This window comes from Arcicella sp. LKC2W, from assembly GCF_034931005.1.
GTDB lineage: Bacteria > Bacteroidota > Bacteroidia > Cytophagales > Spirosomataceae > Arcicella.
The window spans coordinates 80,012-100,669 of sequence record NZ_JAYGIN010000010.1 but is presented as its reverse complement, the minus strand read 5'-3'; the positions used below and the strand labels follow the sequence as shown (position 1 = coordinate 100,669).

Here is a 20,658-nt window from a genome sequence, read left to right as displayed (position 1 = left end):
TTTCATTTTTCTAATACTCACAAATCCCAATGAAAATTTTACACAGAATTTATATCGTTATCTTGCTTTTTTTTGTTTCACAAAGTGTTTATTGTCAAGCAATTAGCTATTATCCATTTGGAAATGCCCAACAATTGTCAATTGCTACCAATCCTACTAAGGTAGTTTGGTTAGATGTCCGCTTTCAGATGAATTCGTTTATTTCTTCTCTCAATACAGAACCTGCTTTGATGTTTAATTTGGCGTATTCACGCAATGCGAATTTCTACGCAGGCGGTGGCGCAAATTTAGGAATTATTGGTGCTGCAGTTGACAATAGAAGGTTAGTAAATGGTTATTTTGGTAGTTTCGGCGTGCGTGCTTATCCGTTTAAAGAAGCACCAAAAGTAAGTATCAATTTTGAATTTGGACCTTATGTACAATACGATGGAGCTGCGGGACAATTTAGGGCTTGGTTGGGTGTAGGGTATCATTTTGGAGGAAAGTAATAAAAAAGGTTTCGATACTTTTAAATATCGAAACCTAAATATTTTAACGGAACTATCTACAATTTGTCGCAGAATAAAATTAGACCACAGATTGTACTGATTCAACGGATTTACACGGATAAATTTAAAGAAAAATCAGTGTAAATCTGTTTTATCTGTTCTATCCGTGGTCTAATTTTGTCTTCCGACAAATAGTAGATAATTCCGTATTTTAAAACTATCCTACCAAGTTTCTGTAATCTTCTCTTGATTTCAAGATAACTTCGTGAGCCATTGCTGCACCATAAACTTCGTCAATATCAACGGCAACTTTTTCTTCTCCAGGGATATTTTTGTAAGTCAAAAAGTAGTGAACCAAACGGTCGATAATTGGTTTTGGACATTCAGTAATATCAGTCCATTTGCCATAAAGAGAATCGCCTTTCAAAACGGCAATAATTTTATCATCAGCTTCACCTTTATCAATCATTCTGATACCACCGATTGGAATAGCCTGACAAAGAATATCTCCGTGAGTGATTGTTCTTTCTGTCAAAACCAAAATATCTAATGGGTCGCCATCACCTTTTTCAATTTCTTTACCAGATTTTTCACGAGCCAAAACCGCCGTACCTTCTCCGCAATATGTTTGTGGCACAAAACCGTAAAGGGCAGGAACGATGTTAGAGAATTTCTGCGGACGGTCAATTTTCAAATAACCAGTTTCTTTATCGATTTCGTATTTAACGGTATCAGTTGGTACAATTTCAATAAATGCGGTAACAACTTTAGGCATATCTTCTCCGATTTGGATGCCGTGCCAAGGGTGCGATTTGTAAAAATTTCTTTGCATACTTATTGGTGGATAAACAGTCGGGGAAGTAGAAACTTTGGCAGGTACTATTTCTGGTTTTTGTTTTCTAACTCTCTTTCTCATGTTTCAAGGTTTTGATTACTGAATATCCGATTAAAATTATTTATTATTATTTCTTGTAATATTTCAATTGGTACATTGCTATATGCAGATGCAAGTGCAAATATACTTGATATTGTGCAATTTTTATCGTCTGTTTCCAAAAACAGTTTTTCTTTTGGAATCATCTTAATTACTTTGCTTGCATTAGAATTTGGATTGATTAAAGCTGCCCCCAAAGAGATATAAAATTGATGTTCAATGAGTTGTTCACAAATTTGAGAATTGTTATTAAAGCCATGAATAATCATCGGAATGGAAGGTTGTAATTTCTTTTTAATCGCAATTATTTCGGGGAAAGCTCGTACACAGTGAATAACTACGGGTTTTTGTAAACGTTCGGCTAATTGAATTTGTCGAATGAAAATATCTGTTTGAAAAGCTAAATCTATATCAATATTTCTGTCCAAACCACATTCACCAATCATAACAACTTGTTGATTTTTAGCACTTTGTTCTAATTTTTCAAAGTCATTTTCAATGGTGTTTTTATCTAAATACCAAGGATGAAGCCCAAGTGAAAATAGGTTTGGCGTTTGCACCGAAAAGGAATGAGATTGTGGTGCATTAACGATTTTTAAAGTATTTTCTTCTGTTGTTTGGTTATGTGTGTGAATGTCTATGAATTTGGGCATAGTTTCTGAAATATTAAGCCAATGCTTCCAAAAGCGATTTTTTCCGTTGTTGAGATAATTGTAGTTTCTCTAATAATTTCTGATTCCGTTGATAAGTAGTTACATAATCGTAACGTTTTTGAAGATTAAGCCATGTTTCTGCTGGAGTTTCTAAAGCACTTTCTAATTTCAACGCCATTTCAATTGAAATACGTCTTTTTTGATTAATAATTTCACTCAAAAGGGGCTGGCTAACTCCTAATAAATCAGAAAGTTGCTTTTGTGTAAGTTGCCTTTCTTTCATTTCGTCTTGCAAAATAATTCCAGGGTGAGTTGGATTTGCAGGAAGAATATTTGCTGTTATTTTGAATGTTTTTCCCATTTTTAATGATAATCTGTTAAGTCTTCAACTAAAACACCTTCAATTTGAATTTCATCCTCTATCAAAGAAAATACAATTCTATATTTCATATTAACTCGTACTGCAAATTTTCCAACTAAATCTCGTTCAAGTGTATGAAGGTTAAGAGACTTAAATTGTCGCAAATCTGTTATACTTTCAACTGAAAGCATTAAATCAATTACTTTTCGATATTGTCGTAAAACACTTTCTTGAAATTTAGGCTTTCCTTTTTGATTGCCAATATATAGACTCAGTAGTTCTTCTGATATAAATTCAACTGTCATAGTGTATGTGTATAACAAGTTATGTTATATTTTTGAAAATTAAAAATGTAAACGAATCTGCATTTTCACTTCCGACCGATGTGATAAAGGAATTTCCTCCAAACCAGAACTGAAAATACCTCCGTTAAATAAATCCGTTCTTGCCCAACGTACCCACGCATCTACATTTCGAGAAATTTTGTACTGAGCTATTAAATAGTGCCTAATTCCGTGCTGATAATAGGCTGGAAATGCAAAGGCATACAAAACATCTTGCTCATAAAAATATTGCCGATTATCGTAATCATCGGTTTTGAAAAATGCTAAACGTCCTGATAATGAGAGTTTTCCAAAGTCTGCATTAACATCTTGGGCAATGGCAAAACCTTGTGTAAATTCTTGCCCATCAAACTGATAAGTGCTATAAGAAGCTCTGGTTTGGAGATTCAACGTTTTAGAAATTTTATAGTCTAAATTGGCAATAAAAACGTTCCGAATTCTGTCTCGAACCACGGTAATTTCACGAGTTTTCTCCTTGCCTTTGTCGAGGTACGTTTCAGTGATTTTAGTATTTTCTTCTTTATTTTCTTGTCTGAATTGGAAGAAAATTTGAAGATTTTTCTGTGGTTGGTAGCTGATTCTTCCCAAATAATCAAAGCCAGTTGTCGGCATTTTATCCACCAAATAGCGATACCAAGGAAACTGAAAATAATCAAAATAAGCTGAAACCGACCACTTTTTATTCAAGGCGTGTTTTATGCCAACATACAAACCTGTTTCATTGATATTTCTGGAGTTTTCTGAAAACCCATTAGCATAAAAACTGTGAAAATCACGGTCATATTTTCGGAATAAAATGGAAAAATCCGTTCGTTTCCCCAAACTCGCCAATACGCCCGAAACTGTCCCGATACTGCCGCTGCTTGACCGTGCTACTTCCCCGAAAAGATTGAAATTCTGATAGTTATAACTGTAATGAAAACCCGTCAAAATATTTTCATTTCCCGAAAATTCATACAAATTATAATCTTTTTCCGCTTTTTGGAGCGTTTTGTCGAAGTTGGTTTTCAGAGCCGTAAAGCCAATTTGAAACGTATTGTCTTTATTTTTAAAAGTAATATCAGTTCCGATATTTTCTTCAAAAATGCTGCCTTTATCAGCAATTTCTGAGGGAGTTCGATGTAAACCAGACGTTTGTAAGGAAGAGGCATATTCCAAATTGGTGGTTTTGTCTTGAATAATATTTCCATCCCGATTTAACCTTGAGTAAAATCCTGTTACTTCAAATTTCCCTAACTGATAAGTAGCGGCTGCACCTCTAAAAAAGTTGTTTTCCAAAGCGGAAGTATAAGGTCTTACGCCTAAATGATTTCTACGAATGGTCAAAACTGTTTCAGAACCTTTGCCAATATAAAAACCTGCGGACGAAATTAATCCTTGTCCTAATTGTAATTGATAGTCACCTAAAGTGATATTTTTCCAATGTCCTTTGTTTTGAAATTGTAAGTGAAATGACTTAAAATCAGTCAATTGGCTTTCTCCTTCGTCTTTTTCGACAGTAAAGCCCAAACTAAAGTCTTTGGACGAATACATTTTATAACGGGCGTATAGCTTCATTGGAGAACCTTCATACCGTACTTTACTCCGAGAGTCAGGTTCGGTAAAACCTTTTTTAGTTTCCAATATTTGGGCATATCGCAACAGTAAATACTGGTTTGAACCCGAAAAGCCATCAGTTAATGTACCAAAAGAAAGTCCATCGGATTTTACCGCTACGAAAGGAATTAGTTTGTAAATCGTTGATAAATCGAAATCAGGAATGGCTTGTAACTCATAGATTGACAATAAGTTACCTGCTTTTTGGCGATAAGAAAAGAATGAATTAAGTTGTTTTTCGGAGAGGACATAAACCGACGCTAATTGTTGACGATTGACCTTATTCAAATCAATAGGATTCAAATAATTTTGGTAGAGCGATTCAAATAAATCTTCATTGATACCACCGTCTGGATTGCCCACAATATCTTGAATGAAGTTTCTGATATTGATTTCTTTGCGGGGATATTCTTGGGCAAAAGGTTTGAAAAAGCACAACAATAGTGCTAAAAATGTAATTTGTTTCATTGAGAACTAAATTTATAAATGTGATAACGTAGAAAAGCCCATTCTTTCAAATGGGCTTTATGATATTTCTAAATTAAAAAATGTTATTAATATTTACAAACGATTGCTTAGCTCTGAAACTTACGACTAACCACTTCCAAGAAATCATTAGCTTCTTCGGCTGCCATAATCCAGTTGTATTTTGGAGCTAAAGACTTGTTCATCAGGTTTTTAGCATCGCCAAAGTTTAAGCAATTATCTAAATCTTCAATGGCTTTATTGTAAGAATTAATATCGCCATCAAATAATTTTCCTATGAAAACAAATTTTTGGTTGATACTTACACCATCAACAATACTTTTGATAGGACGTTTAAATGCTAATTCTGATAATGGAGTCCCATTGCCGATTACTTCTTTTTTCAACAAATCATTAACCGTTGGCAAGTCATCGGTAAAAGTATCATTTAGTCGGTCTAAACCTGGTAGTTTAATGTCTGCAACTGGACTATCTTGTTCAAATTTTGCTTGCACTTGTGCCACCGTTGGAAGTGGAGCGTCTTCATCATCTAATTCTTCTTCGCTATCAAGGTCGAAGAAAGATTGCGACATTTTCATGGCTGAGGAGTCTTCCGCAACTATTTTAGGTGTCGATTTGATGAAATCCTCTTTTTTCAAAGCTACCGTTGCGGAAAGCATATCCAAATATTTATCTGGATTTTCAAATTCGCCTTTTTCCCCAATTTCATTCAACCAACCTAAAGCCGTTGTCACGTAAACTTTCTCTTCATCACCCAATTTTTCGGTTAATGCTTTCGAAACCTGTCCGTTAATTTTAGTATATTTTGTTAATTGAGCCAAACGGTCTTTCGTCAACGTGAAGTCGGGAGAGTCACGAACAAACTCATCAAAATGCTTGCTTGGGTCTAATAGCAGGACAATTGTTCTGTTTACAGCACTGGAAAGCATTGGCTCAAAGTCTTCTCGTTTCACCATAATGTGTTGAGAAGCCGTATTCATGAAAGTTTTTAGAGCCGCTTTTACATCTTCATGTTCAAAATTAAAATATGGACTTTTGAAGGCTTCTGTATCGGCTTTCCAACGCTCAAATAGGTCACTAACCACAAACATATTGACTTGAGCAACATTACTCAACTTCAATATTTGCTGACCATTGATGGTGGCAGTTCTATTAAAAAAATCATCACATACTTTAGCGGCGTACTGCCGCCCGTAGCTTTCTATTGCCGACAAATCTAACTTCATGCTTTCTTATAAAGTTTTAATTTTATTGAAATGGGGTGGGGTGGATTTTAATTATTGGACTTTTCGTATTTTCAATCTTCTTTTCTCTTAGCTTTTCAATACTTTTGAGTGCCATATCCAATACTTTTTCAAAATTACATTAATCCTTTCAGTAGAACGCAAAAACTAAACCAAAGATTTTGAAAGAGAGAAAAGAAATATAATTTAGGGATTAAATCAGTAAGAGAAAGTTTGAAAAGAACAATGAACATATAGCAATCACAATAAAAAATCCCGAAGAGATTTTCGTCTTCGGGATTTTTTATTGTGATTATAGCCTGTTTTAACTAATCTCCAATTTTTCACAAGCTTTCATGGCTGCGGTTTGTTCGGCTTTTTTCTTAGAATAACCTTGCCCAACCGAGAATGCTTCCTCTGCTACAAAAATGGTAGCGGTAAATTCTTTGTTGTGTTTTGAGCCTTCTTCCACAATATCAAAACGAATTGGCTTCCCTTCTCGTTGAGCCCATTCAATAATAAGTGATTTGAAGTTGGGATTATTTGATACAACTGTCTCAATATCAAAATGTTGTGTTAGTATTTTTTTGATAATGAATGAACGTGTAAATCTAAAACCTTTGTCTAAATAAATTGCTCCGATGAGAGCCTCAAAAGCATCCCCATACATAGATGTACGTGTGAGAACAGTTTTGCGGTTTCCATCATATTCTACCAATTTATCAATGCCCATTTTACGAGCTACGACATTTAATGATTCTCGACTTACCATTCTCGAACGAATTTCAGTTAAAAAACCTTCGTCTTTAAACGGGAATTTTTTAAATAAATATTCGGCAGTAATCATCCCCAAAACTGAATCTCCTAAAAATTCAAGTCTTTCGTTAGACTCTCTATAACTTTTAGAAACTGTTTCTTTTGAAACCGAGGCGTGCATAAAAGCCAAACGATACAATGTCAAATTAGACGGATTTTCGCCTATGATATGTTCGATAGCATTTTTCAGCTTTTTATCCTTGGGGTCGCTGGAAAAAAAATCAAGAATGGGTGAAAGCATTGTGTTCAGTTATCAGTTATCAGTAAACAGTTATCAGTAATTATCGTCCGTTATAAGCCTTAATAACTTATTTAATTGTTTACTGATAACTGTTTACTGTTCTCTGTTTTTATATTTTCTTAAAAATTACGGTTGCGTTGTGACCTCCAAAACCAAATCCATTACTTAAAGCAACGTTGATTTCACGTTCTTGGGCAGTATTGAGCGTTAAATTCAATTTATTATCTACCTCAGGGTCTTCTGTGAAATGGTTAATTGTTGGAGGAACTAAATTGTGTTGCATTGCCAAAATACAAGCCACTGCCTCTACCGCACCAGCACCACCTAAAAGGTGACCAGTCATAGATTTTGTTGAGCTGATATTCATTTTATAAGCGTGGTCGCCAAAACAATCAACAATTGCTTTTAATTCTTGTGGGTCACCTAATGGAGTTGAAGTACCATGTGTATTGATATAATCTACTTCCTCAGGTTTAATTCCTGCATCATCTAAAGCATCTTGCATCGACAATAACGCTCCGTAGCCATCTGGATGTGGAGCCGTGATATGATACGCATCAGAAGAGAATCCACCACCGATTAACTCAGCATATATTTTTGCTCCACGTGCAATTGCATGGTCATAATCTTCCAAAATCAATGCACCTGCACCCTCACCAACCACAAAACCATCACGGTCTTTGTCGTAAGGACGAGAAGCCGTTTTAGGGTCATCGTTGCGTTCAGACATCGCACGCATGGCAGTAAATCCACCAACGCTGGCAATGGTAACAGCAGCTTCAGAACCACCCGTTACGCAGATATTAATTCTACCCAAACGGATATAATTAAATGCGTCGATGATGGCATTGTTTGCGGATGAACACGCTGAAACGGTTACGTAGTTTGGACCACGGAATCCATGACGAATCGAGATATTTCCCGAAGCCGAATCCGCAATCATTTTTGGAATGAAGAAAGGATTGATTTTGGGAGTTCCATCACCTTTTCCGAAATAAATCATTTCGTCTTCAAAGGTTTTTAGTCCACCAATACCCGAACCCCAAATTACTCCAACTTTATTTTTATCAATTTTTTCAAGGTCAAGACCTGAGTCAATAATGGCTTCATCAGAGGCAACAATACCAAACTGAGTGAACATATCCATTTTGCGGGCATCCTGACGAGGAATAAATTTTGTAATGTCAAAGTTCTTTAACTCACAAGCAATGCGTGTACGGAATTTCTCAGCATCAAATCTTGTAATATGGTCGCAACCACTTACGCCATTTTTTAATCCTTCCCAGTATTCTGGGACGTTATTTCCGATAGGAGTCAACGCTCCGATACCCGTAACAACTACTCTTTTAAAACTTTTCATGCTTTTAGCAAATCTCGGTTGTATGAAAATCAATGATTTTTCAAATTTGAACAAATTAATCTGAAAATCAATAAAAATGTGCTAATCTGTCATAAAATTATAGCTTAAGAAGAAACTATAATTTCATTTTCAAATTAGCACATAAAGAAGTTTCAATTACTTGGCGTTTTCTTCAAGATATGTGATTGCCTGTCCAACTGTTTGGATGTTTTCAGCTTGGTCATCTGGAATAGATACGTTAAATTCTTTTTCGAATTCCATGATTAACTCTACTGTATCCAATGAGTCTGCACCCAAGTCATTTGTGAATGAAGCCTCTGTAGTAACTTCTGCTGCGTCAACGCCTAATTTCTCGACGATAATGCCTTTTACTTTTTCTGCAATGTCTGCCATTTTAAGAACGAATTTTGGTTAGAAAAACGGTGCAAAGATGATGATAAAAATTAGATTATCAAACTATTTTTTACAACCGTATTACTATGAAAAGATTTATTTTAATTTTTCTAAGAATATTACTAAAAACATAATGAAGCCGCTCCTAAAAGCCCTGCATCATTGCCCAGAGTTGCCCTTGTTATGGTCAATCCTTCGGCGTGATATTTAGTAAGCCATGTGCTGAACGTCTTGTTCATCGCTGGAAGAATGTAGTCAAATGAAGCCGATAACCCACCACCAACTAAAATTAAATTGATGTCAAGAATGGCAATTAAATGACAAAGACTTTCGCCTAATAATTCACCAACTCTTTCAAAAATTTGAAGAGCTAATACGTCGCCTTCACCAGCCGCTGCTACTAATCCCGTAGTGCTAATGGTTTCATCATCAGGGAGTTGTGTTGAACCTGTAAAGCTTTTACGCATAGTGTTTGCCATTGCTAAAAGTTCATTTTTACCAATGTTTCTCTCTAATACTTTACTATTCGATGAGGGCGTATGTCCAGGTTCCATAGCGTTTCCACGTCCGCCTGTAAATACTTTTTTATTAATAATGGCTGCTCCACCTACGCCAGTTCCTAAAGTGATGAAAATATAACTTTCGTCGATACGTTCTTCACCGAAATAAAATTCGCCTAAAGCCGCAGCATTAGCATCATTTTCCAAGAAGAAATCTACCGTTGGAAAACGCTTTTTTAGCACTTCCACTAATGGAACGTTATTCAATTCTGGAATTGCCGTAATTTCTACTGGTGTGGTACGTGATGAATCAATCATACCGGGCAGACCAATACCAACTTTATTAATATGCTTATGGTCAATCAGTTGTAACGCAATTGCTTCGCCAAGACGTTCTTCAAAATGTCCTGATTTTCTCCAACTAACACTGTCGTGACTGTAGAAATTAGAAATGTGTCCTGTCTCAGCATTCACAATGCCCATTTTGACGTTTGTTCCGCCAATATCAATACCTAAATACTCGATTGCCGCCATTAATTCAGAAAATATTTAATAGTTAATGTTTATATAGTTTTTGGGAGCTCAAAATTACGGTATATTTTTATATTATTTACCAAGACCTGCACTTTTGAGTTGCTCAACAATTTCAAATACAGCAGGACAGACTTTTGTATTATCTAAAGTCAGGGGCAAAATACCTGCAATATTTTTCCTATCTGTATGCGGATATTCACGACACGCTTTGGGGCGATAATCGTAAATTGAGCAATAATTATCTGAACCTAAAAATGTACATGGAGAGGAATTAAGGACAAAATCTCCGTCAGAATCAAGGTGTAAATGTTGCTTTACAAGTTCTGCTGGGCGTATTCTGAGATGTTTTGCAATTCTGTCAATGTCAATGTCTGAGAAAATTGGACTGGTTGTTTTGCAACAATTGGCACATTTTAAACAATCAATTTCTTCAAAAACTTCATCATGTTTTGGATGGAATGCTTGGTCTAAATTTTTGAGTTTTTTATTTTTTAGACGGTCAAAAAATTTTCTATTTTCTGGATATTTTAAACGACTTTCTTCGTTGAATTGGTCGATGGTTTCTTCTGTGTATATCATGGAATGATGTTTGATAACCCAAAATTACTCAATTACCGACACAATCAGTTCAAGATAAATGATTATGTTCGTAATGACTTTTGTCAATAAACTGTTTTTTACGCATGATGAACACTCCAATAACCTTATTTTTAACAATAATTACAGTCATATTTTCCTTTCAAGGCTTTCAAAATAAGCATTTTTTTGATAAATACGCTTTTAATGTAGATGGAATTCTGAAGTATAAAGAGTATTATCGTATGATTTCTTCTGGATTTCTACATGGTTCTTGGTTTCATTTAATTTTTAATTTGTACACGTTTTTCTCGTTTGGAGAAAGCCTTGAAATGGTCGTTGGAAGTGTAAATTTTCTTCTTATTTTCTTCACAAGCTTAATTGGAGGCAATATTTTAGCTTTAATAATTCATCGTTTTGAAGCTGAATATACTGCCATTGGTGCGTCTGGAGCCGTTTGTGGAATAATTTTTGCTTCAATTGCTATTTTCCCAGAAATGCAAATTGGAATGTTTTTGATTCCATTGTCGATAAGTAGCTGGATGTACGGTTTACTTTTTGTCTTGATTACGATTTATGGAATAAAATCGAGAAAAAGTAATATTGGACATGAAGCCCATTTGGGCGGTGCGTTGATTGGCATGGTAACAGCTGTTGCTCTCTATCCAGCAGTTTTGAAGGAAAATTATTTGCCTATTGTCTTGATTATCACTCCAACTTTGGCATTTATTTTCTTACTTATTTGGTATCCTGATTATTTATTTATCGAAAAATTTTCATTCCGACAAACGGATTACAAAGATATTGACGCTGAATTCAACGAACGAAAAGCCGCACGACAGGAAGAAATTGATGCCATTTTAGACAAAATACAAATGAAGGGAATTGATAGCTTAACGCCACGTGAGAAAGAGGCTTTGGAACGGTTTTCGGGGAAGTAACCCGATGCTTTCGCATCGGAAAATAGAGTCTGTCGATGCCAAAGCATCGAGTTACACTTTCTATTGAAATAAAAAAGGTTCAGCAATTTACGAAAAATGCTGAACCTTTTTAGCTGTATATTTTCCAAGGACTTCTACAATAATGCTTGAATTTGAGATAAATCTGCATTCAGAGCAATATCATTCGCCCATTCTAATTTCGTTTTTTGTGTTTTTGATGGAATACCACTTTCTCCTTTTCCTAATGCCTGTAATTTAGGAGAAATTTTTTCTTTCTTGATATTTTTTAATGTCTTTACCATATTCAATATTAATGTTTTTTGAGAGCAATTGCAAAACCATCATAGCTTTTATTTTTCCGAAATGGTTCAAATTTCATCCCATTAATTCCTAAGATTGTGAATCTCGAAATGATGTTGTCCAACTCTTTGTTAATAACTATTTGATAAAGTCTGGTTCTTGATTCTGTGCTACCTTTAAATAACACGATGGCCTCAGGATTTTGTTCAAAAAAGTAGATGAAAGATTTTACAACGGTGGCTAATACTTTCTCCATATCACCATTATTACTTTCGACAGTATCATCATAACTGCCATCTTCTAATATATCTACCAAAGCTAAATTATAAAAATTTTCTCCACTCGTACTTTGATAGAGAATTTTCTTTTTGATTTTTTCCTTTCCAATGCTCTCAAAATTAAAGGTTTGTGCATTATCTAAAGTAGTTAGGTCATAGAATGGTTGATTCATTTTCTAAAGTGTCTGTTATAGAAAAAGGTTCAGCAATTTACGAAAAATGCTGAACCTTTTGTGATTCAATGCCGAAGCATCAAACTACAATTATGCTAATTTACCTCTCAATACACACTCATCACGGTCTGGGCCAGTTGAGATGAAGTTGATAGGTAAGGCTAATTTCTCTTCTAAGAACGCAATGTACGCTGAAAGTTCAGCAGGCAATTCTTCAAATTTACGAAGTCCTTCTAATGAACAATTCCATCCTTTCAATGTCTCATAAACAGGAATAACTGTTGTGTCAGTCATGTCGTAAGGTAATTGTTCTGTAATTGTTCCGTCAGGTAATTGATAAGCGGTACAAACTTGAATATCTTCAAAAATATTCAAAACGTCTGCTTTCATCATCACCAATTGTGTTACGCCGTTAATCATCATAGCGTATTTTAATGCTGGCAAATCAATCCAACCACAACGTCTTGGGCGACCCGTTGTTGAACCAAATTCACGACCTTCTTGACGCATTCTTTCGCCAACTTCGTCCATCAATTCAGTTGGGAATGGCCCAGAACCTACACGTGTTGCGTAAGCCTTGAAAATCCCGTAAACTTCGCCAATATTTTTTGGAGCAACCCCCAAACCTGTGCAAGCACCTGCCGTAACGGTATTTGAAGAAGTAACAAATGGATATGAACCAAAGTCAACGTCCAATAAAGAACCTTGAGCTCCTTCAGCTAAAATAGTTTTGTTGTCAGTAAGAGCTTGATTTACAACATATTCTGAGTCAACTAAATTGAATTTTTTCATAAATTCAACAGCTTCAAAGAATTCAGTTTCAGCGGTAGTTAGGTCATATTCAAATTTATAAACATCCAAAATTCCTTTGTGAACATTTACTAATTTATCATATTTTGCTTTGAAATTCGGAGAAATCATATCACCAACACGCAATCCCTGACGAGAAATTTTATCGGTATAAGTTGGTCCAATTCCTTTCAAAGTTGAGCCAATTTTAGCATCTCCTTTGGCTTTTTCGTAAGCAGCATCTAACAAACGGTGCGTTGGAAGAATAATAGAAGCTTTTTTAGAAACCTCTAAATTTTGAAGAATATTGAGGTTGTATTTGGCTAAACCATCAATTTCTTTTTTGAAAATAATTGGGTCAAGTACAACGCCATTTCCGATAATATTTTGTACTTCCTGACGAAAAATACCCGATGGAATTTGGTGCAACACGTGCTTGAAACCATCAAATTCGAGTGTATGCCCAGCATTCGGACCACCCTGAAAACGTGCAACTACTTGATATTTAGGGGCTAAAACATCAACAATTTTACCCTTTCCTTCGTCTCCCCACTGCAAACCTAACAATACATCTACTGCCATTTCTTTATTTAGAAGTTCCCCCAAGTTTACGTTTAAAAAGTCTCCCCCTCTGAGGGTTGGGGGGCTTTTTCAAAGTTGCAAAGATAAACAATCTAAAAAGAAAAATGCTCGAAATTGCTTTACTTTATCAATTCTCGACTAATAAATCTGTTTTAAGTTCAAAATTATCTTTGATGGCATAGTCGCCCAGATTTTGGAAAAAGTTAGTAGAATTGTACTTTATCCCAAATTGGGTACGGTCAATATTAATGGTTGATTTAATATGAATTTTGTCCTTAGCCTGTTCAATAATTATTGGAAATGTGATTCTTTTTTGAATATTTTTTATTTTTAAAATCCCAACTGCTTGATTTTTAACAACTTTTTCTAAAGTAAAAACTGCTTTAGGGTACTTTTCAACATCGAAGAAGTCTTCGTTTTTAAGATGAATCTGCAAATCTTTATTTTCGTGTGTGATAGTTTTCATATCAAATTCAATAACGGCTTTCAAGATTTTATTGTCTTTCAAAACGACCGTTCCTTTTGAGAGCGAAAGCGTTCCTGTTGGTGCATAATTTCCTACTGAAGCATAGCCCGTCCATGATATTTTAGTTTCTAAAATATTTACATTGAAGGTTTTTTGAGCCTGTAAACTAATGGATAATAATATATTGGCAAAGATTAATATCGTTTTCATAGTTGCAAGTTTTAATATTGGGTATCCGACGAATATATTTTGAAAAAAGTATTCTGTTGTTTTATTGGGAACGATTCCCGAACTACTTATTTTAAACTTCCTTCTGTTTCAATGATTGCCATTCCTTTGTAGATTTTACCATTTTTATCTTTTGCCAAAACGTACCAAAGTGCGTCGCCACCGTAGAGATTATCGCCAAAACGGTAATTTTTCTTGAAAATATAGGTTTGTCCCTTCTTTAAAATACCATTTTTGCAATTGAATTTTTCGGCAAAATCCGCCTTTGTGTATTGAACATTGGTAAACCAACCTGCTTCTGAATACCAAATATAACTCCCCGCTGAAATGACTTCTAAATCTTCCATTTCTGAACGAACAAAGGTGCTGTGTTTCCAAACGTATTTGCCATCATATTCACCTTTTACATCGTTCAAAACGGGATAATTCGGATTGGGATTGTGGAAAATTGTAATACCTACTGGAACTTTGCGTAGGGTATCTGGAAGAATACGGGAATGGTCTGTCCAACCTTTTTGAGCAAAAAGTGGCGTACAAAATAATGAAAGACAGACAAATAAGAAGAGGTTTTTCATGTCATTATTGTTTAAAATAAACAACAAAATTGCTCTTGAAAATGTTTTGGGATTACTTACTTGAGAATTTTAAGCAATTATTTCCAAAGTCCTAAGGGATAGGTGATTATGCCGTTGTCGGTAATGAGTGAAACCGTTTTTGAGGCTAAATCTCCTATTAAAAGTATATCAGTTTCAGGTTGATAGCCTTGATTTTTTGCTTGATTTTGAGCGGAAGAAATTAAGGTATTTTGTAAATTGACTTTCCCTTTTAAACATGGGCAAGGTTTATCTTTTTTGTAATTATTGAGTTCAATTAACAACTCTTTCGTATCATTAGCCTTTTGTTCTTTTCCTGCCGAAATCATTTTATTCATCCAAGAATTATATTGCGGACGATAGGGTTCAAATTCAAAAATAAGGTCGGGATATTTTCTGAGCATTTCAGCCCCATTTCTAAATAACTGAATATGTCCAGGGTCAATAAATCCCACAAAATTTCCGCCCCAAGTCATGCCATGAAATGCTGTAAGTTCATTTAAAGGACGATAAAGCGATAAGTCATTTGAAATTCTATTCCGTCGAAAAACCGCAAAATCAGCTGCAAAACCAAAATTGTGCATCGAGATAGGAGAGGCGGTTTTATTTTTTGAAAGATATTTTTGTTGATTTGCCATTGAACGTAAATCAGAAATGACTTTGACGGTTCCGTTCAAATTTCTCATGATATTATGAATAGAATCTCTCTTTGAAAGGAAAATAATTCGCTCATCTGCCAATAATTTTTCCCAACGGTTGTACAAATAACGTGGCTGAGTTGCCAAAGCCCAAAGATATTCTTGGTCTTGCCAAGTTAATCCCAACGATTGGTTTACGGAAGAATCTACAATTTGCGGATGGTCTTCGCCTTGTGCTGTTACGCCATTAATTTTCAGCCGTCCTTGTTTATCGGCAATAGCTACGAAAACCCTTTGAGGTTTAAAATTCTGTTTGAGTAAAGTATCGGCTAAGTAAAAAGACTGTGTAATATCTTGAATGCTGAGGTCGTTCACTCGCTGAGTGGTGTCGCAAGCATAGTCTTTCCAAGTGGGGTCATTGTGGAATAATTTATTGGTACGTTCAATTAGATTACACGCCCAGAGGGAAAGGCAAGTTAAGGATATTTTGAAAAAATTTCTCAAAAGTAAAGTCGTTAAAAGCATTATAAATAGTGGTTCGTAAAGCTAATTAATTCTGAATTTAATAAGAAACGGTGAGAAATGATAATTTGAATTTACTTTGAGGATATTCTAAATTTTTCTCTTTGTGCCAAATATAGTCCTGCAATCACGAGTAAAGTGCCTATGTATGTGTAAGTTGTGATAGGTTCTTGTAGTATGAATGAGGCATAAATAAATCCAAAAATTGGGCATAAAAATAGCCAAAGAGATGCTTTTACGGGGTCAATTTTCAGCAGATAAAGCCACAACTGAACCGCCCCAATTGACACGGGAATAACCAACCAAAACACCGAACCCCAAAAACGAAAATCGTAAGTATTTGCTGACCAATCCGTGAAAAATAGGGTAATTGGTAATAATAAAATTCCGCCTAAAAGTACCTGCCAACCGTTGATTACGATAATTGGAAGTTCCCATTTTTGAGAAGAATAATACACCGTTCCGACGGAATAGGAAAGCATACTGATTGCCAAAATAATTAAGCCTTCCACATCTGCAAAACTGTTTTTGAGTAATGGGTACGTGGCAATACCAACGCCAGTGATGCCGAGAATTAATCCTAATATTTCGGTTTTTTTGACTGGGCGACTTAGCCAAAATGCAGATAAAATGCTGATAAATAAGGGATTTGTTGCCGTTGACAAACTGCCAATGCCTGCCGAAACGTGTTTCATCGCTAAGACAAAACACCCTAAATAAATGCTAACGTTTAAGATTCCGTAAATGGTCAATTGTTTCCATTCAGAACTTTTAGGCATTCGATTTTTTTGGAAAATATAAGCATAAACAAGCAATAAGATTCCTGCCAAGAAAAAGCGGAAATTCCCAATGACAAAAGGTTGTGCTGATAATAATCCTATTTTTGTAGCTGCCGAAGCCGATGCCCACAACATGGCGAAAAGAATACCTATGAGTAAATTTTTTATCATAAAAAAACCACGAGTTACAAACTCGTGGTACAATTTACTTCGGAAATTTCATTTTATAATCCACATCCACTCGCCCTTTCGTGATTTTTGCGAGCTTATTTTTTAACATTCGCTTTTTAATCGGGTTCAAGTGGTCGGTGAAAAGAATTCCGTCAATGTGGTCATATTCATGTTGAATGATACGAGCGGCAAGTCCTTCGTATTCTTCGGTATGTTCTACCCAATCTTCGTCAAAATATCTAATCGTCACAAATTCAGGGCGATACACGTCTTCACGAATATCTGGAATTGACAAACAACCTTCTTCAAAACCCCAATCGTCACCATCTTCTTCCAAGATTTCAGCGTTGATAAAAACCTTTTTGAAATCGACTAATGAAGGGTCTTTATCACGTTCTTCCAAATCTTCGCCTTCATTAAATGGACGACCATCCACCACGAACATACGAATATTTAGTCCGATTTGTGGGGCAGCCAAGCCAACGCCTTTGGCATTGTACATGGTTTCAAACATATCTTCTACAAGTTTTTTAACATCAAAAGATTTGTCTATATCAACAGCGACTTTTCTTAAAACGGGGTCTCCGTATGCAACTATGGGGTAAATCATTTTTACTATCTGCTTGAATTTTCGTGCAATTTACGAATTTTTAGTTTAATGTAGGACAGGTTTCCAACCCAATATCGTTTAGTTAAGCCGATTAACTTCCCGAAAGTTTAAAACTTTCGGGAAGTTTGTACCAAATAAATTTCTTAACTAAACGACATTGGTTTTCAACCTGTCTTCTGTTTTAAATACAGGTTAGAAACCTGTGCTACTAAATAATCGCTTGACGAATTTTTACTAATTTTTCTAAAAGTCCTTCCAATTGGTCTAAAGGTAACATATTCGCTCCGTCAGATTTGGCAATGGCAGGATTTGGGTGAGTTTCGATAAATAAACCTTCTGCACCAACGGCAATGGCAGCTTTGGCAATGGTTTCAATCATTTGGGGATTTCCGCCCGTTACACCCGAACCTTGATTGGGTCTTTGTAACGAGTGCGTACAGTCCATCACCACAGGTACGCCATGTGCTTGCATTTCAGGAATGTTACGATAATCAACCACTAAATCTCCATAGCCGAAAGAGTTACCTCTATCCGTTAAGAAAACTTGAGCATTTGGGTTTTCGTGAAGGACTTTCTCAACGGCAAATTTCATCGAAACGCCCGCCATAAATTGCCCTTTTTTGATATTTACAGCTTTGCCAGTTTGAGCTGCGGCAGCCAATAAATCCGTCTGACGACATAAAAACGCAGGAATTTGCAAAACATCTACATATTTTGCTGCCATTGCTGCTTCTTGAGACTCGTGAATATCTGTCACCGTTGGCAAGTCGTAAAATTCACCAACTTCTTTCAAAATTTCCAAAGCCGTAATGGCTCCAATTCCTGTAAAAGAATCCAATTTTGTACGATTTGCCTTGCGATAAGAGCCTTTAAAAATATAAGGAATACCAAACTGGTCGGTAATTCCCTTGATTTTTTCGGCAATTTCGAAAGCCAAATCACGGTTTTCAATCGCACAACTTCCTGCCATGAGGAAGAAGTTGTTTTTGTCTAAGTTTTTTAATTTTGGGATATTCATGTGGATATTGGCACGCAGATTACGCTGATGCTTTGCATCGCAGGTTTTATTTAGATTAATTAATTCCAAAAAAAAGTTTTATCATGAAAGAGTAAAATCTATAAAATCTGTACGGTTCGACGATTCGATTGCGAAGCATCAGCGTAATCTGCGTGCCATAAAATTTATATAAAATTAACTTCTGCCGATAGTTTAATGCCAAATTTCTCAAAAACCGAAGCCTGTACTTTTTCTGATAGTGCTTTGATTTGTTCGCCAGTTCCGCCACCATAATTGACTAAAACCAATGCCTGACGTGCGTGAACGCCTATTTGTCCGTCTCTAAAACCTTTCCAGCCTGCTTGTTCGATGAGCCAACCTGCGGGTACTTTCACGGTGCTTTCATTGATTGGGTAACTTGGAATATTCTCAAATTGAGCTTTCAGCGTGTCGTATTGTGTTATTGGAATTTCTGGATTTTTGAAAAAACTGCCCGAATTACCAATTTCGGCAGGGTCTGGGAGTTTGCTTTTACGGATGCTGATAACGGCATCGCTCACGGCTTTAATGCTTAATGCTTTTACGCCCATTTCTTCCAAAGTTTTCTGAATATCGCCGTATCCAACTTTGAAAATAGGTTCTTTCGTTAATTTAAAAGTTACTGAAGTAATCACATATTTTCCCTTGAATTCATGCTTGAAAACACTTTCACGGTATCCAAAATAGCAATCTGCCAATTTAAAAGTCTCGATTGTCAAGGTTTCTAAATTCAGAGCCTGTAATTCCTCAAAAATATCTTTTATCTCAACGCCATACGCTCCAATATTTTGCATCGGAGCAGCACCAACCGTTCCTGGAATCAGCGAAAGGTTTTCCATACCAGCGTATTGATGTTCAACGCAATACATCACTAATTCGTGCCAAACTTCACCCGCACCCGCTTGTATGTGGGTATGTGTATTGTCTTCAAAGTTTTTATGAATACCTTTGATACTGATTTTGATGACCAATCCGTCAAAATCCTTTGTCAAAAGCATATTGCTACCACCACCTAAAAATAGCTTTTCGGTGGACAGAAAATCTGGATTTTGTAGCACTTCCATCAATTCTTCTACCGACTGGATTTCTACGAAAAACTTTGCCGTAGCATCTAATCCGAAGGTATTGTAAGATTTTAGGGAAATATTTTGTAGTATCGTCATAATTTAATGCTGATTGAGAGATTTGTGATTGAGTGATTATTTTCGTCCAATATTCACTCAATCACAAATCTCCCAATCACTAAATGTACAATGACAAAGTTACAATGAGCGAAGGGTATTTCAAGTTTTTAACAAAAATTGTATCTTTGAACGAATTACCATCCCAAATTTTATGCAACGTTATAATCCTGCTTTTTTATTGATTTTATGGCTCTTAGCAAGTGCTTGTGGCTCAAAAGTAGTTTCAGGAGGAAATAGTTCGAGGACAACCACTGACGGAACCACCACTACAAATCAATCTTCAAACTCCTCTTCCCCTAAAAAAAATACGGAGGAGGATTTGTCTTTGTATCGTCCGAAGTTTAAAGGTTCGAATGATTCTGAGTCTAATTCACAAAGTAATGCTTCGCAGCCTGTCGAGGATTCTAAAACACCCTTGTCGGATATGCCTCTGCACGTAAATAAGAAATTAGATGCTATTTTGGATACCATTTCGATGCGAAACAAAAGTATCAAATTTACAAATGGTTTTAGAATTCAGATTTATGTGGGAAATGACCGCAAAGCCGCTGATGATGCTAAGATTTATACATACCAAAAATATCCAGAAATATTCCCGTACCTGAGTTATCAACAACCGATTTATAAAGTGAAAATTGGGGATTTCTTGAACAGAATGGATGCGGAGCGTTATTATGCAGATTTGAAAGATTTATATCCTTCAGCCATGATTTTACCCGATAAAGTAGAAATAAAGAAGGGAATTATGGTTAAGTAGAGTTTATGAGTTTATGAGTTAAGAGTTTATGAGTTGTGGGTTTATGAGTTAAGGGTTTATGAGTTTATAAGTGAAACGTTTAAGGTTGATTTCACCATAATGATTC

24 protein-coding genes are annotated in these 20,658 nt (G+C 35.7%); 3 read left to right on the top strand and 21 right to left on the bottom strand.

The window, feature by feature from the left end; genetic code table 11:
* The first annotated feature begins 29 nt into the window (after nt 1-29).
* Complete coding sequence (locus VB796_RS09425; RefSeq protein WP_323346273.1) at nt 30-488, top strand: hypothetical protein; 459 nt, start codon at nt 30-32, stop codon at nt 486-488.
* A gap of 217 nt (nt 489-705) precedes the next feature.
* On the opposite strand, the gene VB796_RS09420 is transcribed toward VB796_RS09425, so the two are convergent.
* The 11 genes from VB796_RS09420 to VB796_RS09370 all read right to left on the bottom strand — a co-directional run bounded on the left by VB796_RS09420 (nt 706) and on the right by VB796_RS09370 (nt 10,508).
* The gene (locus tag VB796_RS09420; protein WP_323346342.1) at nt 706-1,320 is read right to left on the bottom strand and encodes an inorganic pyrophosphatase; all 615 of its coding nucleotides are present in this window, start codon (nt 1,318-1,320) and stop codon (nt 706-708) included.
* 80 nt (nt 1,321-1,400) lie between these two features.
* Nucleotides 1,401-2,075: a TatD family hydrolase gene (locus VB796_RS09415; RefSeq protein WP_323346272.1), complete on the bottom strand. Its 675-nt coding sequence runs from the start codon at nt 2,073-2,075 to the stop codon at nt 1,401-1,403.
* A 13-nt stretch (nt 2,076-2,088) separates the two neighbouring features.
* Nucleotides 2,089-2,436 (bottom strand): HigA family addiction module antitoxin, encoded by a 348-nt coding sequence (locus VB796_RS09410; RefSeq protein ID WP_323346271.1) that lies wholly within the window; start codon nt 2,434-2,436, stop codon nt 2,089-2,091.
* A 2-nt stretch (nt 2,437-2,438) separates the two neighbouring features.
* On the bottom strand, nt 2,439-2,741 hold the full coding sequence (locus tag VB796_RS09405) for a type II toxin-antitoxin system RelE/ParE family toxin (protein ID WP_323346270.1): 303 nt from the start codon (nt 2,739-2,741) through the stop codon (nt 2,439-2,441).
* Between the two features lie 39 nt (nt 2,742-2,780).
* Nucleotides 2,781-4,844: a helix-hairpin-helix domain-containing protein gene (locus VB796_RS09400; RefSeq protein ID WP_323346269.1), complete on the bottom strand. Its 2,064-nt coding sequence runs from the start codon at nt 4,842-4,844 to the stop codon at nt 2,781-2,783.
* Between the two features lie 107 nt (nt 4,845-4,951).
* A complete protein-coding gene (locus tag VB796_RS09395; RefSeq protein ID WP_323346268.1) occupies nt 4,952-6,088 on the bottom strand; it encodes a hypothetical protein in 1,137 nt (378 codons plus the stop codon).
* A 322-nt stretch (nt 6,089-6,410) separates the two neighbouring features.
* Nucleotides 6,411-7,142 carry a ribonuclease III gene (gene rnc, locus VB796_RS09390; protein WP_323346267.1) on the bottom strand — a complete coding sequence of 244 codons (732 nt, stop codon included), beginning with the start codon at nt 7,140-7,142 and terminating at the stop codon, nt 6,411-6,413.
* A gap of 109 nt (nt 7,143-7,251) precedes the next feature.
* The gene (gene fabF / locus VB796_RS09385) at nt 7,252-8,502 is read right to left on the bottom strand and encodes a beta-ketoacyl-ACP synthase II (protein WP_109743437.1); all 1,251 of its coding nucleotides are present in this window, start codon (nt 8,500-8,502) and stop codon (nt 7,252-7,254) included.
* A gap of 156 nt (nt 8,503-8,658) precedes the next feature.
* Nucleotides 8,659-8,895 carry an acyl carrier protein gene (locus VB796_RS09380; protein WP_109743436.1) on the bottom strand — a complete coding sequence of 79 codons (237 nt, stop codon included), beginning with the start codon at nt 8,893-8,895 and terminating at the stop codon, nt 8,659-8,661.
* A gap of 122 nt (nt 8,896-9,017) precedes the next feature.
* Nucleotides 9,018-9,929, bottom strand: coding sequence for an ROK family protein (locus VB796_RS09375; protein WP_323346266.1), 912 nt, complete (start codon nt 9,927-9,929; stop codon nt 9,018-9,020).
* Between the two features lie 72 nt (nt 9,930-10,001).
* The gene (locus tag VB796_RS09370; RefSeq protein WP_323346265.1) at nt 10,002-10,508 is read right to left on the bottom strand and encodes a YkgJ family cysteine cluster protein; all 507 of its coding nucleotides are present in this window, start codon (nt 10,506-10,508) and stop codon (nt 10,002-10,004) included.
* Between the two features lie 104 nt (nt 10,509-10,612).
* Here VB796_RS09370 and VB796_RS09365 point away from each other — a divergent pair, with 104 nt between their 5' ends.
* Nucleotides 10,613-11,446 (top strand): rhomboid family intramembrane serine protease, encoded by an 834-nt coding sequence (locus VB796_RS09365; RefSeq protein ID WP_323346264.1) that lies wholly within the window; start codon nt 10,613-10,615, stop codon nt 11,444-11,446.
* 134 nt (nt 11,447-11,580) lie between these two features.
* Here VB796_RS09365 and VB796_RS09360 read toward each other — a convergent pair whose 3' ends face one another.
* The 10 genes from VB796_RS09360 to murB form a co-directional block, all read right to left on the bottom strand.
* Nucleotides 11,581-11,748: a hypothetical protein gene (locus VB796_RS09360; protein WP_323346263.1), complete on the bottom strand. Its 168-nt coding sequence runs from the start codon at nt 11,746-11,748 to the stop codon at nt 11,581-11,583.
* A gap of 8 nt (nt 11,749-11,756) precedes the next feature.
* Nucleotides 11,757-12,197, bottom strand: coding sequence for a DUF6934 family protein (locus tag VB796_RS09355; RefSeq protein WP_323346262.1), 441 nt, complete (start codon nt 12,195-12,197; stop codon nt 11,757-11,759).
* Between the two features lie 90 nt (nt 12,198-12,287).
* On the bottom strand, nt 12,288-13,568 hold the full coding sequence (locus tag VB796_RS09350) for an adenylosuccinate synthase (protein WP_323346261.1): 1,281 nt from the start codon (nt 13,566-13,568) through the stop codon (nt 12,288-12,290).
* Nucleotides 13,569-13,695: 127 nt separating this feature from the next.
* A complete protein-coding gene (locus VB796_RS09345) occupies nt 13,696-14,244 on the bottom strand; it encodes a YceI family protein (RefSeq protein WP_323346260.1) in 549 nt (182 codons plus the stop codon).
* Between the two features lie 86 nt (nt 14,245-14,330).
* Nucleotides 14,331-14,837, bottom strand: a complete 507-nt coding sequence (locus tag VB796_RS09340; RefSeq protein ID WP_323346259.1) for a hypothetical protein — start codon at nt 14,835-14,837, stop codon at nt 14,331-14,333.
* Between the two features lie 77 nt (nt 14,838-14,914).
* Complete coding sequence (locus VB796_RS09335; protein ID WP_323346258.1) at nt 14,915-16,018, bottom strand: M15 family metallopeptidase; 1,104 nt, start codon at nt 16,016-16,018, stop codon at nt 14,915-14,917.
* A 71-nt stretch (nt 16,019-16,089) separates the two neighbouring features.
* Nucleotides 16,090-16,965: a DMT family transporter gene (locus VB796_RS09330; protein ID WP_323346257.1), complete on the bottom strand. Its 876-nt coding sequence runs from the start codon at nt 16,963-16,965 to the stop codon at nt 16,090-16,092.
* Nucleotides 16,966-16,999: 34 nt separating this feature from the next.
* Nucleotides 17,000-17,575 carry a peptide deformylase gene (gene def / locus VB796_RS09325; protein WP_323346256.1) on the bottom strand — a complete coding sequence of 192 codons (576 nt, stop codon included), beginning with the start codon at nt 17,573-17,575 and terminating at the stop codon, nt 17,000-17,002.
* Nucleotides 17,576-17,783: 208 nt separating this feature from the next.
* Complete coding sequence (kdsA, locus tag VB796_RS09320) at nt 17,784-18,593, bottom strand: 3-deoxy-8-phosphooctulonate synthase (RefSeq protein ID WP_323346341.1); 810 nt, start codon at nt 18,591-18,593, stop codon at nt 17,784-17,786.
* Between the two features lie 164 nt (nt 18,594-18,757).
* Complete coding sequence (gene murB, locus VB796_RS09315; RefSeq protein ID WP_323346340.1) at nt 18,758-19,777, bottom strand: UDP-N-acetylmuramate dehydrogenase; 1,020 nt, start codon at nt 19,775-19,777, stop codon at nt 18,758-18,760.
* A 169-nt stretch (nt 19,778-19,946) separates the two neighbouring features.
* On the opposite strand from murB, the gene VB796_RS09310 reads away from it, so the two are divergent.
* Nucleotides 19,947-20,552, top strand: coding sequence for an SPOR domain-containing protein (locus tag VB796_RS09310; protein WP_323346255.1), 606 nt, complete (start codon nt 19,947-19,949; stop codon nt 20,550-20,552).
* The last annotated feature ends 106 nt before the right edge of the window (nt 20,553-20,658 follow it).